Origin of the sequence: Bacteroides sp. 1_1_14, from assembly GCF_000162515.1 — a bacterium.
Lineage (GTDB): Bacteria > Bacteroidota > Bacteroidia > Bacteroidales > Bacteroidaceae > Bacteroides > Bacteroides thetaiotaomicron.
The window spans coordinates 421,020-436,122 of the sequence record NZ_GG774708.1; the positions used below are offsets into that span (position 1 = coordinate 421,020).

General features: G+C 44.4%; 13 protein-coding genes. 7 read left to right on the plus strand and 6 right to left on the minus strand.

Annotation, left to right across the window (positions count from 1 at the left end; all coding sequences use genetic code 11):
• Positions 1–22 precede the first annotated feature (22 nt).
• The 6 genes from purH to rodA all read left to right on the plus strand — a co-directional run bounded on the left by purH (position 23) and on the right by rodA (position 7,338).
• The gene (purH, locus tag HMPREF9007_RS06700; protein WP_008762746.1) at positions 23–1,546 is read left to right on the plus strand and encodes a bifunctional phosphoribosylaminoimidazolecarboxamide formyltransferase/IMP cyclohydrolase; all 1,524 of its coding nucleotides are present in this window, start codon (positions 23–25) and stop codon (positions 1,544–1,546) included.
• A gap of 107 nt (positions 1,547–1,653) precedes the next feature.
• On the plus strand, positions 1,654–2,676 hold the full coding sequence (locus HMPREF9007_RS06695) for a rod shape-determining protein (protein WP_008762747.1): 1,023 nt from the start codon (positions 1,654–1,656) through the stop codon (positions 2,674–2,676).
• 19 nt (positions 2,677–2,695) lie between these two features.
• Positions 2,696–3,538 carry a rod shape-determining protein MreC gene (gene mreC, locus HMPREF9007_RS06690; protein ID WP_008762748.1) on the plus strand — a complete coding sequence of 281 codons (843 nt, stop codon included), beginning with the start codon at positions 2,696–2,698 and terminating at the stop codon, positions 3,536–3,538.
• Positions 3,538–4,035 (plus strand): rod shape-determining protein MreD, encoded by a 498-nt coding sequence (gene mreD / locus HMPREF9007_RS06685; protein WP_008762749.1) that lies wholly within the window; start codon positions 3,538–3,540, stop codon positions 4,033–4,035. The genes mreC and mreD overlap by 1 nt, the downstream gene beginning before the upstream one ends.
• A 2-nt stretch (positions 4,036–4,037) precedes the next feature.
• Positions 4,038–5,900, plus strand: a complete 1,863-nt coding sequence (gene mrdA / locus HMPREF9007_RS06680) for a penicillin-binding protein 2 (protein WP_008762750.1) — start codon at positions 4,038–4,040, stop codon at positions 5,898–5,900.
• Positions 5,881–7,338, plus strand: a complete 1,458-nt coding sequence (gene rodA / locus HMPREF9007_RS06675) for a rod shape-determining protein RodA (RefSeq protein ID WP_008762751.1) — start codon at positions 5,881–5,883, stop codon at positions 7,336–7,338. Before mrdA ends, rodA begins: the two co-directional genes overlap by 20 nt.
• Position 7,339: 1 nt before the next feature.
• Here rodA and gldH read toward each other — a convergent pair whose 3' ends face one another.
• The 6 genes from gldH to HMPREF9007_RS06645 all read right to left on the minus strand — a co-directional run bounded on the left by gldH (position 7,340) and on the right by HMPREF9007_RS06645 (position 12,879).
• Positions 7,340–7,819 carry a gliding motility lipoprotein GldH gene (gldH, locus tag HMPREF9007_RS06670; protein WP_008762752.1) on the minus strand — a complete coding sequence of 160 codons (480 nt, stop codon included), beginning with the start codon at positions 7,817–7,819 and terminating at the stop codon, positions 7,340–7,342.
• Positions 7,797–9,332: a regulatory iron-sulfur-containing complex subunit RicT gene (ricT, locus tag HMPREF9007_RS06665; protein ID WP_008762753.1), complete on the minus strand. Its 1,536-nt coding sequence runs from the start codon at positions 9,330–9,332 to the stop codon at positions 7,797–7,799. Before ricT ends, gldH begins: the two co-directional genes overlap by 23 nt.
• A gap of 14 nt (positions 9,333–9,346) precedes the next feature.
• Positions 9,347–10,471, minus strand: coding sequence for a DNA polymerase III subunit (locus HMPREF9007_RS06660; protein ID WP_008762754.1), 1,125 nt, complete (start codon positions 10,469–10,471; stop codon positions 9,347–9,349).
• A 1-nt stretch (position 10,472) separates the two neighbouring features.
• On the minus strand, positions 10,473–11,426 hold the full coding sequence (metF, locus tag HMPREF9007_RS06655; RefSeq protein ID WP_008762755.1) for a methylenetetrahydrofolate reductase [NAD(P)H]: 954 nt from the start codon (positions 11,424–11,426) through the stop codon (positions 10,473–10,475).
• A gap of 156 nt (positions 11,427–11,582) precedes the next feature.
• The gene (locus tag HMPREF9007_RS06650) at positions 11,583–12,113 is read right to left on the minus strand and encodes a hypothetical protein (RefSeq protein ID WP_008762756.1); all 531 of its coding nucleotides are present in this window, start codon (positions 12,111–12,113) and stop codon (positions 11,583–11,585) included.
• A gap of 253 nt (positions 12,114–12,366) precedes the next feature.
• Positions 12,367–12,879 carry a ferritin-like domain-containing protein gene (locus HMPREF9007_RS06645; RefSeq protein WP_008762757.1) on the minus strand — a complete coding sequence of 171 codons (513 nt, stop codon included), beginning with the start codon at positions 12,877–12,879 and terminating at the stop codon, positions 12,367–12,369.
• A gap of 273 nt (positions 12,880–13,152) precedes the next feature.
• On the opposite strand from HMPREF9007_RS06645, the gene HMPREF9007_RS0125310 reads away from it, so the two are divergent.
• A complete protein-coding gene (locus HMPREF9007_RS0125310; protein WP_032850586.1) occupies positions 13,153–14,952 on the plus strand; it encodes an AAA domain-containing protein in 1,800 nt (599 codons plus the stop codon).
• Positions 14,953–15,103 lie beyond the last annotated feature (151 nt).

Consider the following 15,103-nt stretch of genomic DNA (forward strand, 5'->3'; position numbering starts at 1 on the left):
CAAATACTTAATAAGCAATTCAATGTCAGAGTCTAAAAGAATAAAAACTGCATTGGTATCTGTATACCATAAGGAAGGTTTGGATGAAATTATTACCAAACTTTACGAAGAAGGAGTAGAGTTTCTCTCAACAGGTGGAACTCGTCAGTTTATTGAATCACTAGGATATCCTTGTAAGGCAGTGGAAGATTTGACCACTTATCCTTCAATCCTCGGTGGTAGAGTGAAGACATTACATCCGAAGATTTTCGGAGGTATCCTTTGCCGTCGTGACCTGGAACAGGATATTCAACAGATTGAAAAGTATGAAATCCCCGAAATAGATTTGGTTATTGTCGACCTGTATCCGTTTGAAGCTACCGTAGCTTCCGGCGCATCCGAAGCAGACATCATTGAAAAAATCGATATAGGTGGAATCTCTTTGATTCGTGCTGCTGCCAAGAACTATAACGATGTCATCATCGTGGCTTCTCAGGCACAATATAAGCCATTGCTGGATATGCTGATGGAACACGGTGCTACTTCTTCACTCGAAGAACGTCGCTGGATGGCAAAAGAAGCGTTTGCCGTTTCTTCTCACTACGACTCAGCTATCTTCAATTATTTCGATGCCGGCGAAGGTTCTGCTTTCCGTTGTTCGGTAAACAACCAGAAGCAACTCCGTTACGGTGAAAACCCTCATCAGAAAGGTTATTTCTACGGAAATCTGGACGCCATGTTCGATCAGATTCACGGTAAGGAAATCTCTTATAACAACTTGTTGGACATCAATGCTGCCGTCGATCTGATCGACGAATACGAAGATTTGACTTTCGCTATCCTGAAACATAATAATGCTTGTGGCCTGGCTTCTCGTCCAACTGTACTGGAAGCATGGACAGACGCGTTGGCCGGTGATCCCGTTTCCGCTTTCGGAGGCGTGTTGATTACTAACGGAGTGATTGACAAAGCAGCAGCTGAAGAGATCAACAAGATATTCTTCGAAGTGATTATCGCGCCGGACTATGACGTAGACGCGCTCGAGATTTTGGGACAGAAAAAGAACCGCATCATCCTGGTTCGCAAAGAAGCCAAACTGCCTAAGAAACAGTTCCGTGCTTTGTTGAACGGTGTATTGGTGCAGGACAAAGATATGAATATTGAAACGGTTGCCGATCTGAGAACTGTGACAGACAAAGCTCCTACTCCGGAAGAAGTGGAAGATCTGTTGTTTGCCAACAAGATCGTTAAGAACAGTAAATCAAACGCTATCGTGCTGGCAAAAGGCAAACAGCTTCTTGCAAGCGGTGTGGGACAGACTTCACGGGTAGACGCCTTGAAACAAGCGATTGAAAAAGCCAAATCATTCGGATTCGATCTGAACGGTGCGGTAATGGCTTCAGATGCTTTCTTCCCCTTCCCGGATTGCGTGGAAATAGCAGACAAAGAAGGTATTACGGCAGTCATCCAGCCGGGCGGCTCGGTGAAAGACGATCTTACTTTTGCTTACTGCAACGAGCACGGTATGGCGATGGTGACCACCGGTATCCGTCATTTTAAACATTAAAAACAGGCATTAAGTATTAGGTATTAAGTATTAACCTTGCGGATAAGGCAGTCTACTTTATACCTGATACTTTATACCTAATACTTAATACTTAATACTTTATATTAATGGGATTATTCTCTTTTACACAAGAAATAGCGATGGACTTGGGGACAGCCAATACCATCATCATCACAAACGGGAAAATTGTGGTGGATGAGCCTTCGGTTGTGGCCTTGGATCGCCGTACAGATAAGATGATCGCCGTTGGGGAAAAGGCGAAGTTGATGCACGAAAAGACCCACGAAAATATACGTACTATTCGTCCGTTGAGGGATGGAGTGATCGCCGACTTCTATGCTTGTGAGCAAATGATGCGCGGTTTGATTAAACAGGTAAATACTCGTAATCACTTGTTTTCACCGTCACTTCGTATGGTGATCGGTGTGCCGTCGGGAAGTACGGAAGTAGAACTCCGTGCCGTTCGTGACTCGGCCGAGCATGCCGGTGGGCGTGACGTCTATCTGATATTCGAACCGATGGCTGCGGCGATCGGTATCGGTATTGATGTAGAAGCGCCCGAAGGAAACATGATCGTGGATATAGGTGGTGGGTCTACGGAAATTGCCGTTATCTCTTTGGGAGGTATCGTTTCCAACAACTCTATCCGTATCGCCGGTGATGATCTGACTGCGGATATCCAGGAGTACATGAGCCGTCAGCATAATGTGAAAGTCAGCGAACGTATGGCAGAACGTATTAAGATCAACGTAGGTGCTGCATTGACCGAGCTTGGCGATGACGCTCCGGAAGATTACATCGTTCATGGACCGAACCGTATTACAGCTCTTCCGATGGAAGTGCCCGTATGTTATCAGGAAGTGGCTCACTGTCTGGAGAAATCCATCTCCAAGGTTGAAACAGCCATCCTGAGTGCATTGGAAAATACGCCGCCCGAACTGTATGCGGATATTGTACACAACGGTATTTATCTTGCCGGTGGTGGTGCATTGCTTCGCGGACTGGACAAGCGTTTGACAGATAAAATTAACATACCTTTCCACATTGCTGAAGATCCTTTGCACGCAGTAGCCAAAGGTACGGGTGTGGCATTAAAGAATGTAGACCGTTTCTCTTTCTTGATGAGATAAATAATACGGATCATTATTCATGCGGAATTTAATAAACTTCCTTTTGAAATACAATTACTGGTTCCTCTTCATCGTATTAGAGGTAGCCAGTTTTGTTTTGTTATTTCGGTTCAACAACTACCAGCAGAGTACTTTCTTTACATCTGCCAATGTCGTTGTGGGGGCAGTTTATGAAGTTTCGGGAGGAATAAGCTCTTATTTCCATCTCAAATCGGTCAACGCAGACTTGCTGGATCGTAATATGGCGCTCGAACAGCAGATTACTAATCTGGAAAAGGCGTTGCGGGAGCATCAGGTTGATTCGGCCACTGTAAACAGCATCAAGGAGATACCTCTGACAGATTATCAGTTGTTCAAGGCACACGTCATTAAGAACAGTCTGAATCAGGCGGATAATTATATAACGCTCGATCAGGGTTCTTCTGCCGGCATCCGTCCCGAAATGGGAGTGGTGGATGGGAACGGAATTGTGGGTATTGTCTATGAAACCTCCTCTTCGTATTCACTCGTGATTTCGGTATTGAACAGCAAGTCAAATATTAGTTGCAAGATTGTCGGAAGTGACTACTTTGGTTATCTGAAGTGGGAGCATGGAGATTCCCGTTATGCGTATCTGAAAGATTTGCCTCGTCATGCAGAGTTTAATCTGGGTGATACGGTGGTGACAAGCGGCTTCTCTACCGTATTCCCTGAAGGAATTATGGTAGGAACAGTCGATGATATGTCCGATTCGCACGACGGATTGTCTTATTTGTTGAAAATCAAGTTGGCTACCGATTTCGGCAAGGTGAGTGATGTGCGGGTGATAGCCCGGAACGGTCAGCAGGAACAGAAAGAACTGGAAAATAAGGCTGTGAAATAATGATAATTACCTATATACATAGAATCGGATGGTTTATCGGGCTGGTACTTCTTCAGGTGCTGATCCTGAATAACGTACATATTGCCGGATATGCTACTCCCTTTCTCTACATTTACTTTATACTGAAATTCGCTTCCGGAACTTCCCGGAATGAGTTGATGTTGTGGGCTTTCTTCTTCGGACTAACCATTGATATCTTTGCCGATACTCCGGGGATGAATGCTGCGGCAACCGTGCTGCTGGCTTTCCTTCGTCCGTCCTTGCTGCGCCTGTTTACTCCGCGTGACAATCTGGACAGTATCATCCCTTCTTTCAAGAGCATGGGCATCACTCCTTTCCTGAAATATACCACGGCAAGTGTTTTTGTCCATAGCCTGGCATTACTCAGCATTGAGTTCTTCTCATTTACCAGCATCTGGCTGTTGTTATTGCGGGTGATTTCGTGCACCCTTCTGACTTTAACCTGCATTCTTGCTGTAGAAGGAATAAGGAGATAGGAATGGCAAAAGACTATAGATTAGAAAAGCGGAAATTTGTTATCGGGGGGATTGCTTTAACTATTGTGTTGATTTATCTGATACGCCTCTTTGTATTGCAGATAACGACAGACGACTACAAGAAGAATGCCGACAGCAATGCTTTCCTGAATAAAATTCAATATCCCTCACGGGGTGCTATTTACGACCGTAACGGCAAACTGCTGGTATTCAACCAGCCGGCCTATGACATCACTCTTGTCCCGAAAGAGGTCGAAAATCTGGATACACTCGATTTATGTGAGTCGTTGGGCATTACTCGTGCTCAGTTCCTTAAGATCATGAGTGATATGAGAGACCGCCGCCGCAATCCGGGATATTCCCGATATACCAACCAGCTGTTCATGTCACAACTCTCTGCGGAGGAGTGCGGTGTCTTCCAGGAGAAACTGTTCAAGTTTCCCGGTTTTTATATTCAGCGGCGTACGATCCGGCAATATTCATACAATGCTGCCGCCCATGCTTTGGGGGATATCGGTGAGGTATCCGTTAAAGATATGGAGGCGGATGAAGAGGGATACTACATTCGCGGAGATTATGTAGGAAAACTGGGAGTTGAAAGATCGTACGAGAAATACCTGCGTGGAGAAAAGGGAGTAGAGATTCTGTTGCGCGATGCGCATGGACGTATCCAGGGACGTTATATGGACGGAGAGTATGACCGTCCTTCCATTCCGGGCAAGAATCTGACTCTGAGTCTCGACATCGATTTGCAGATATTAGGCGAACGGTTATTGAAAAATAAGATTGGAAGTATCGTAGCTATCGAACCGGAAACCGGAGAAATCCTTTGTCTGGTTTCTTCTCCGAATTATGATCCGCATCTGATGATTGGTCGTCAGCGTGGCAAGAACCATCTGATGCTGCAACGCGATAAACAGAAACCGTTGCTCAATCGTGCGTTGATGGGAGTCTATCCTCCGGGGTCAACTTTCAAGACGGCACAGGGACTGACCTTCCTGCAAGAAGGAATCATTACCGAGCAAAGTCCTTCTTTCCCCTGTTCTCGTGGTTTCCATTATGGGCGTCTGACAGTGGGATGTCATGCTCACGGCTCACCTTTGCCATTGATTCCGGCTATTGCGACTTCTTGCAACTCCTATTTCTGTTGGGGGCTGTTCCGTATGTTCGGCGATCGCAAGTACGGTTCACCGCAGAATGCCATCACAGTTTGGAAAGATCACATGGTTTCTCAGGGATTCGGCTATAAGTTAGGAGTTGATTTGCCCGGAGAGAAACGAGGCTTGATACCGAACGCGCAATTTTATGACAAGGCTTATCGTGGACACTGGAACGGACTGACGGTCATCAGTATCTCCATCGGACAAGGTGAAATTCTGTCTACCCCTCTTCAGATAGCTAACTTAGGGGCAACGATTGCCAATCGCGGACATTTTACAACACCACATATTGTGAAGGAAATTCAGGATGCGCAGTTGGATAGCATTTATCGACATCCACGCAACACAACCATAGAGCGAAGACATTATGAATCTGTGGTAGAAGGAATGCGTGCTGCTGCCACCGGAGGTACTTGCCGTATGCTGTCTGTGATGGTGCCGGAACTTGAAGCCTGCGGAAAGACAGGAACAGCGCAGAATCGCGGACATGACCATTCGGTGTTTATGGGCTTTGCTCCGATGAACCAGCCTAAGATCGCCATTGCCGTATATGTAGAGAATGGAGGTTGGGGAGCGACTTATGGAGTGCCGATCGGTGCATTGATGATGGAACAATATATGAAAGGGAAGTTGTCGCCCGAGAATGAGTTAAGAGCAGAAGAAATCAGTAACAGAATCATCTTATATGGTAACGAGGAACGATAGTTTGTGGAAAACACTGGATTGGGTAACGATTGGTATCTATCTGCTTTTGATTGTCGGCGGATGGTTCAGCGTTTGCGGTGCCAGCTATGACTATGGCGATCGTGACTTCTTTGATTTCTCTACCCGTGCCGGAAAGCAGTTTGTATGGATTATCTGCTCCTTTGGTTTGGGATTTGTTTTGCTGATGCTGGAAGACCGGATGTATGATATGTTCGCGTACATTATATATGTAGGGATGATTGTGCTGCTTATTGTTACCATCTTTATCGCACCGGATACGAAAGGATCGCGTTCTTGGCTGGTGATGGGACCGGTCAGCCTGCAACCCGCCGAGTTTGCCAAGTTTGCTACGGCACTGGCGTTGGCGAAATATATGAACTCATACTCATTCAGCATAAAGAAAGAAAAATGTGCTTTCGTCTTGGGCTTTATCATTCTTCTTCCGATGCTCCTGATTATCGGACAGCGGGAGACGGGGTCGGCATTAGTTTATCTTGCCTTCTTTTTGGTGCTTTATCGGGAGGGAATGCCCGGTGTAGTGCTTTTTGCCGGTCTGTGTGCAGTGATTTACTTTGTTGTCGGCATCCGTTTTGACGAGGTCTTTATTGCCGATACTCCTACACCGTTGGGCGAATTTATCGTGCTGTTATTGATTCTGTTGTTTGCCGGAGGAATGGTATGGGTGTACCCTAAAAAGTGGGAACCCACACGGAACATTATCGGGGGAAGCCTGATCATTCTGCTTATCGCATATTTAATATCGGAATACGGAATACACTTTAGTCTGGTATGGGTGCAATGGGGGCTTTGTGTTCTTGTGATAGGTTATCTGCTCTATCTGGCATTGAGAGAGCGTCAACGTTCCTATTTCCTGATTGCTCTGTTTGCCATTGGCTCTATCGGCTTCCTGTATTCCAGTAACTACGTATTTGATAATATCTTGGAATCCCATCAGCAAATCCGCATCAAGGTTGTACTCGGTATGGAAGAAGACCTGACGGGAGCAGGATATAATGTCAATCAGTCAAAGATAGCCATCGGTTCCGGTGGATTGACTGGAAAAGGCTTTCTGAATGGCACACAGACGAAACTGAAATATGTGCCCGAACAAGATACTGACTTTATCTTCTGCACAGTGGGAGAGGAGCAGGGATTTGTCGGTTCGGCTGCTGTTCTGTTGGCTTTCCTTATATTGATTCTGAGACTGATTGCTTTATCCGAGCGGCAGACTTCCACTTTTGCACGTGTCTATGGATATTCCGTTGTCAGTATTTTCCTTTTCCATCTTTTTATTAATGTCGGGATGGTGCTTGGGCTGACTCCGGTAATTGGTATTCCTTTGCCGTTCTTCAGTTACGGAGGTTCTTCCTTGTGGGGATTCACCATTTTATTGTTTATCTTCCTGAGGCTGGATACCGGAAGAGGCAGAAGGCTTTAATCTATTCTTCTTGTTTTTCAATCCGGATACCGACGTCATTGAGTCCGGTTAACTTCTCATCCTGCATTCCGTGCACAATCTTAACTGTGTAGTTTCCGGGATGCAGCGGGCGGACAGATTTGACAAAAACTGCTGTTTGATAGATACTTCCCCACCCATTGCCTGTCCATCTTCCTGTGGAATCAGCCAGGTTGACCGCTATCGTGTCAGTGCGCCATACTGTGGAGTCGAGCAGATTCTCATGAATGAATAAGTAAAGGTTGCGGTAAGGGTATTCACTTCTGTTGCGAACTTCCGCAAATAATCTGAGTGTACCAGGAATACTGTCCGTAACAGGACACTGAAAAGAGAGTGTATCACTCTTTCCCCATCCCTCATTGGGCAGGGACTGGTAGGAGTGATACACGGTATTTTCATTACAGGCTGCCATGAGGCAGGCACCGAATAAACAAAATAAGCTATTCCTGAGCAGGCTTTTCATTATTTTGCGGTTTCTCTTGATTCGAATTTCTTTCAGGTCTGGGAATACGTTCCTGGTTGGGTTGTCTTCCTTGTTCCTGCGGGCGTTCCTGATTTTGAGGACGTTCCTGTTTGGGTTGCCGTTCTCTATTCTGCGGACGCTCTTGATTCTGCGGACGGTTCGGATTCTGTGGACGTTCCTGATTCTGTCCTCTTTCCGGACGTCTGTTCTCATTATTCCGTCCTTGATTCTGTCCTCTGTTCCGGTTATTATTGTTATTGTTTCTCGGACGATTTTCTCTGTCTCCTCTTTCTCCTCTGTTGCCGTTCTCTGACGGTTGGGGACGATTCTCGTTCTCCCCCCTCTGAGGTTGCTGCGGACGATTTCCACCTTCGGCCTGTGCCTGCGGGCGGTTGTCATTATTTCCTTTTCTCTTCTTCTTGTTCCGGTTACCGTTGTTTCCGTCCTTATTATTTCGGTTACGGTCGAAGCGGGTGAGGCTTTCCTGTTCCAGCAAGTCAATCGGCTTTTTGGATTCTTGCTTCACTTCAGCTTCGAGCAGACTATCCGGTTTCATTCCTTTCTTGTTCATGGCAATTACCTCAAAGGCACGTTTTCCACTGATTGTTACCAGATTGGCGGGGAAGTTCTTGTCCGTAGAGTAAGAAACATGATTACTCAGAATATCAGCCTTGAAGAAGTAGAAAGTGCCGTCCTTTGTTTCCAGTTCGATTTCTTTGGAAGGGAGGCGCTTCTGAGCTTCCACATAGCAGTCCACCTCATAGTTGAGACAACACTTTAACTTTGCGCACTGTCCGGCAAGCTTTTGAGGATTCAGTGAAATGTCCTGAAAGCGGGCGGCACTTGTAGATACCGATACAAAGCTCGTCATCCAAGTAGCGCAGCAAAGCTCCCGTCCGCAAGGACCGATACCTCCGATACGTCCTGCTTCCTGTCGTGCACCGATTTGTTTCATTTCAATACGGACACGGAAAGCTTCGGCAAGTACCTTAATCAGTTGGCGGAAGTCCACACGTTCGTCAGCAATGTAGTAGAAGATGGCCTTATTGCCGTCGCCCTGATATTCCACATCACCGATTTTCATATCCAGGTTCAGGTTCAGTGCAATCTGGCGGGCACGGATCATGGTCGCATGTTCCTTTGCTTTCGCTTCGTTGAATTTCTCCATATCCACCGGTTTTGCTTTCCGGTAGATTCTCTTTATTTCAACATCAGTCTTGAAGTTGGCCTTCTTCATTTGCAGCGGGACGAGTCTTCCCGTCAGGGTCACGACGCCGATGTCATGGCCCGGAGCAGCTTCTACGGCAACGATGTCTCCCTTTTCCAGTTTGATCTTGTTGCTGTTGCGGTAATAGCCTTTTCGGGTGTTTTTAAATTGCACTTCCACCATATCACACTCTTCCGCGTTGCCTGGTATGTCTGCCAGCCAATCGTAAGTGTTCAGTTTCTTATCTTGTCGGGAGCATCCTTTGCAGCAAAGACCGCCGCTCCCATTATGAAGCTTATATTCCATAGTTTATATATTTATTATTGCTTCAACAGTACGATCATCTTCAGAGAGAAGTCGAAAAATACCATCTTGGCATTTACATTTTGTTCTATATGCAGTTGCGCTTCGCTTAGTTCATCCATGATGCCTATTACGTTCCTTTCGTTGACGAAAGGAGCAAAGCGAGAGGCGAAATTCTGTTCGTTGATTGTCATGTATGTCAGATCACGCTGATGGAGATTGAATATAAAGTTTTCGCGGATCATGCGCTGGCAGTATTCCAGAAAGTTCTTCTGGCGTTCACGTCCCATGCCGGCAACCTGTTCGCTCCAGAGCTTCATTTCCCTGATTTTCCGTTGATAGGACAATCGCATCAGGCTGACAAATAAGTCGAAGAAGAGCTGATTCTCTTCATTCAGATGAATAGTTTCCAGTGCTTTGATAAAGTTCCCGTTTGCCAGATGGGCAATGGAAAGGCTGTCGGCAGGCTGGATACCGTATTTGGACTGCAATACGCGGTCGATGGCCGACTCGTCTATTTTTCGCACGTTCATGCGTTGAGTACGGCTCAGAATGGTAGGCAGAATCATTTCCGGAGCTTCCGATACGAGCAGGAAGATGGTTTTCTCAGGTGGCTCTTCGAGCAATTTCAATAATTTGTTGGCACATACCGGATGCATCTTTTCGGGCAACCAGAGAATCGTGATCTTGAATCCTCCTTCGCTTGATTTGAGGCTGAGTTTCTTCAGGATTTCATCGCTCTCTTTTGCGTAGATGATGGCCTGTGCATTCTCGGCATCCATTTCTCTCAGCCAGTGATTCAGGTTGAAGTACGGATTCTTCAGAACGAATGGTCTCCAGTCGGCGATATAGTCGTCGCACACTTCCCGTTTTCCTTTAGAACTTTTCACGATGGGGAATACGAAATGTACGTCCGGATGTACCAGTTTGTTGAATTTCACACACGACGGACATACTCCGCAGGCATCCGTCTCACCCCGGTTGGTGCAACTGATGTAGCGGGCATAAGCGATAGCCAGCGGCATTTTACCGACTCCTTCGGGGCCACAGATCAGTTGGGCATGCGGTATGCGCCCTTCACTCACTTCCTGAATGAGTCGTTGCTTGATTTCTTCTTGTCCGATTACGTCTCTGAAAAACATATCAATAAATGATTTTAGCCACTTCTTTGATACTGTCCACTGCTCCGATGGAGTAGAAGTGGATGCTTGGCACTCCATGTGCCATTAACTCTTTGCATTGGGCGACACACCATTCGATACCTACCTGTTCGGCTTCCTTGTCGTTCTTGCATTTCAAAACCTCCTTGACCAAATCTTCCGGCAAGTCTACTTTGAATGTCTTGGGCACCATACTGAGTTGAGACAACTTCTTGAATGGCTTGATGCCCGGAATGATGGGCACATTGATACCTGCTGCCTTCGCTTGCTCTACAAATTCGAAGTATTTCTTATTGTCGTAGAATAACTGTGTCACAGCATATTCCGCCCCTGCTTCTACTTTCTTTTTCAGCCAGAAGAGATCGGATTCGATGTTGGGAGCCTCCTCGTGCTTCTCCGGATAGCAAGCCACACCGTAGGAGAACGGACTGTTGGTTACTTTCATCTCCGAGCCGTCTACAAAGATTCCCTTATTGAAGTTATTGATTTGTTCCTGCAACTCGATAGCATGATGGTACCCGTCGCCCTCGGGAGTGAATACTGATTCATGTTTGGCCTTATCTCCCCGAAGTACCAGCAGATCGGTGATATTGAGGAATTGCAGGTCGAGCAGTACATATTCGGTTTCTTCACGGGTGAAGCCGCTGCACAGTATGTGCGGAACCACCGTTATGTTATACTTGTTCTGGATAGCGGCAGCTACGGCAACAGTCCCCGGGCGTCTTCTCAGCCGGTTTCGCTGGAAAAGTCCGTTGCCCAGATCCTTATATACGTATTCGCTGCGATGCGTGGTGATATTGATATATTTCGGATCAAACTCCCGAAGGGTATCGACAGTCTGATACAGCTTTTCGATGCCTGTACCTTTCAGTGGAGGAAGGATTTCGAAAGAGAAAGCTGTTTTTTCGCTGTTATGTATTAAATCAATTACTCTCATTCTTTTTCGTTGATGTTCGTTGTCTACTTGAATTAAACGTGCATATTGGGACAAAAATACGAAAAAAGAAAGATTTCTTCTTGATTTGTTTGAAAATAGTTTGGTTTTTATCGCACTATTACATAAAAGTGGGGATGGATAAAATAAAACGGACCCTTATTTAGAGTGTTCCAGGAAATTCTCCAGAGCGGCGATCTTGTCATTCCGCAGATATTGCATATCCATGACCGGAATGTAGCTGTAAGGGATAAACTGTAACAATCTCACTGCTGCGAATTTCTTGTCAGCCGACATGAGGACATCCAGCCGAAGATTTCCGCCTGTTCCTTTCTCAATATTGATATTGTTAGAAAAATTGCCTGATTCGATCATTTCTTTCAATGGTTCAAGGTATTTCAGATTGAAAGAATAGTTCTTCTCTTTGACCACGCTTTTAGTCGGCAGATATCTCATTTCCCTGGAACGGAATTTAAGTTGGTATATACCAAGCAGACAGAGTAATATATTGCCGATAAGATACAATATGCTATCTAAAGAAATGCCGTCCATAATGAGGAGGATCGCTTCAGGTAAGTGAAATAATCCTATTAATAAAACAATAACTCCGATGATTGTTTTTTTTACGTTGAATCGTTGTCTGATATCCTGATTGGATGAACTATCAGTTCTTGATAATTGATTTGCCATAGTCTTTTCTTTTTATACTCTTTATACCTGTTTTCTATGCACTTTATGATTAAGTGTGGTTGCAAAGGTAGGAGGAATCAACTGAAATGCGGTGTTCCAATCAGGACGAAAATTGTTCAAAAGGAGTTTAAAGGAGTATAAACTTCGGGGGCGTTTTCGCATATATTTGTGAAAAAAGGCAATCTTGAAGAGAGAATGTTTTGATATTCTCTTTTTAAGACTGCCTTTCGCTCATTCTCTGACGAGTCGGAAATTACTTGTCGAGAAATGATTTTTTCATTCTGGCAATGTCAGTCAGGTAATCCTGAAGATCTTGTTCATGCTCTTCTTCTTCAGCAAGGATATGCTTGGCAATGTCGCAGGTAGTGAAATCTTTTCCATTGGTAAAGTCAGCAATTTCCTGATAACGCAGTATTGCGCAACGCTCAGAAGCTACATTATCTTTTAGCAGACTTACAGAATCAAATCCTTGGGGAGCATCATATTTGCACCTTGCCAGTTCGAACCATTTCTTCGGGTCCAATACGGGTACTCCTTCTAGTTCGATAATGCGGTCGGCAAGCAGTTGCGCATGTCTGCGTTCTTCTTCTGCATGTTCTTCGAACTCGCCTTGTACGTCTGCACGCATAGCGCCTTCTACTACCAATGCGCCTACCCAATACTGGTAGTATGCTAGCCATTCTTCGGACAATGCTGCATTCAACTGTGAAATCAAGCTTTCTACATCAAGCTTTCCTTGTAAGATTTTTACGCTTTCTCTAGCCATAATTTAAAAGTTTAGGTTACTATATTCAAGTCGGGTATGTAACAGACAGATGACCTTTTTGTTTGAGATTGCGGAGTGATTTAACAGTGATTTTATATATGCATGGTATGTAAGCGTTGAAATGAGATTTCTCCTGTAATATATATAGTGTACAAGATAGAAAAATGCCAATATGATTCTTGGTTAGGTTAGAATTATCTATATTTGTCACGTAAGAAATGAGAAATGCCTGTAGTTATAAAGTTATCACACAACTTAACATGAAAAAAAATAATGAATGAACTCAAAAAACGATTAACAAAATTCTTTTATGAAGCTACTAGAGTAAAATCTTATATCGATTTTTCTGGGGAAAATTATCAAAAAGCGAAGGATTCTGAACTTTCATCCGGCAGGATCAATTCTTTGGCTACTAATGAATTTTGGGTAGAAAATAAACCTTCAGACACGAAGAAGGATAAGCTTGAAGTGATTCTTATTCCTAAAGTTCTGGCAGATGGATTGATTGATTTAGGGGTGGATGTTCGTGTGCCATTTGGTATTTTATATATTCCTGCCAGATTGGATAAAGACGGAACGCTTTTTCCTCCTGATTCTATCTATAAGACGCCTTGGATTCCCAGAGATGTACTGACTCCTTTTCATATGCAAGAGAAAGCGATCGGAGCATGGAGTGAATATCCTCAAAAACATTTCTTGAAAGAAAACTTTCAAAACTGGGATAATTACTGGGAAGCTGTTCGGTCTTTTTATGAGAAAGCTCTTTGTGTGTCTTGGGGTGAAACGGAAATAGAAAATAAAAAGAGTGAAAAGGGAGAATTATTAGTACTGGATGAGGAGTCCTATTTCATTTTGGACCAAACAGTAGATGCAAAATTTCATATTCGTAGTCTTTACAAAAAGATATTAGCGGGAAAGAATCTCTCTTTATCCCTGTATGACAAGATGCTCACCGGAGAACAGGAAACACAGGAAGCCCCTTATCAGGCACATTCTCTCAGATGTATGTATCAACACTCCGGTCAGATGGGGGGTGAATATCCTTTGTCGGAGTCTCAACGCGAAGCGGTCAACCATTTTCATTTTCTGAAGGACGGAGATGTGCTTGCCGTTTCTGGTCCCCCGGGTACGGGTAAGACCACTCTTCTGCAGAGTATTGTGGCAGATATGTTGGTGTCGCATGCTTTGGTGGAGGATCCTCCTCCGGTGATTGTGGCAACTTCCACCAATAATCAAGCAGTGACGAATGTGATAGACTCTTTTGCAAAGATTCCCAATATCGGACTGGATGATTTGTTGGAGCAGCGTTGGATAGAAGGTGTTAATAGTCTTGCTGCTTATTTTCCCTCTACGCAAGCTATGGATAAGAATAAAGACAAAAGGTATTTCTGTACGACAGAGGTGGGAGGATTTTCTTTTGCTGAATTGGAGAATGAGCAAAATGAGCAGAAAGCTTTAGACTTTTTTTTAGAGAAGGCGTCCGGCTATTTTCATAGAACCTTTAAAAAATGGGATGAAGTAGCAGCTGCCCTTCATGAGAAATTGGAGCATTGTGTCCAGTCGAAAAAGCAAATCTTAGATTCTCTGAATGAAGTGCAAAAGATTATGGGGAATGATTCATATCGGGAGTTTATTGAAAAAACAAATCAACTGAAAGAACAGCTCAGAATCGAATCAATGAGTGTGGCTTCAAAACTTAAAGCTGCGGAGGAGAAGTTAGATACTTGTTGTCATCGCTACGCTGACTGGCAAAATTATTATGATTCTACTCCATGGTATCTTGTTTTCTTTTCCCGCTTTTTTCGGATATTTAGAGAAGAGATGGAGAAGAGATTGCGTATGCACATGAATCGGGAAGAAGAATCTTGCTGGAATGAGGATATCTGCTGGGATACTATTCAGACCTATTATCTTAGAGAAAAAAGGAAATATGATAGTGATTGTATAGCATTGAAAGGAGAGCTGACGGGGCTTGAGGAAAAAGTAACGCATCACAATTCAGTATTAGCATTATTAGAGAAGAAAGTCAAAGGCTTCCATAATTGTCTGAATGCACTTAAACAGGAGATTTGATATCTATTTTGTGCCAACGCCAAAGGATATTCCGCTGGAAGAAGCGGAAAGAAAGATAGAAAAACAACGGCTTTGGAAAGAAAAACAAGTCAGTGAAATGAATGTGGAAGGTATCAACTCACTGCTTGATACGACTTTACGCTATCTTTCC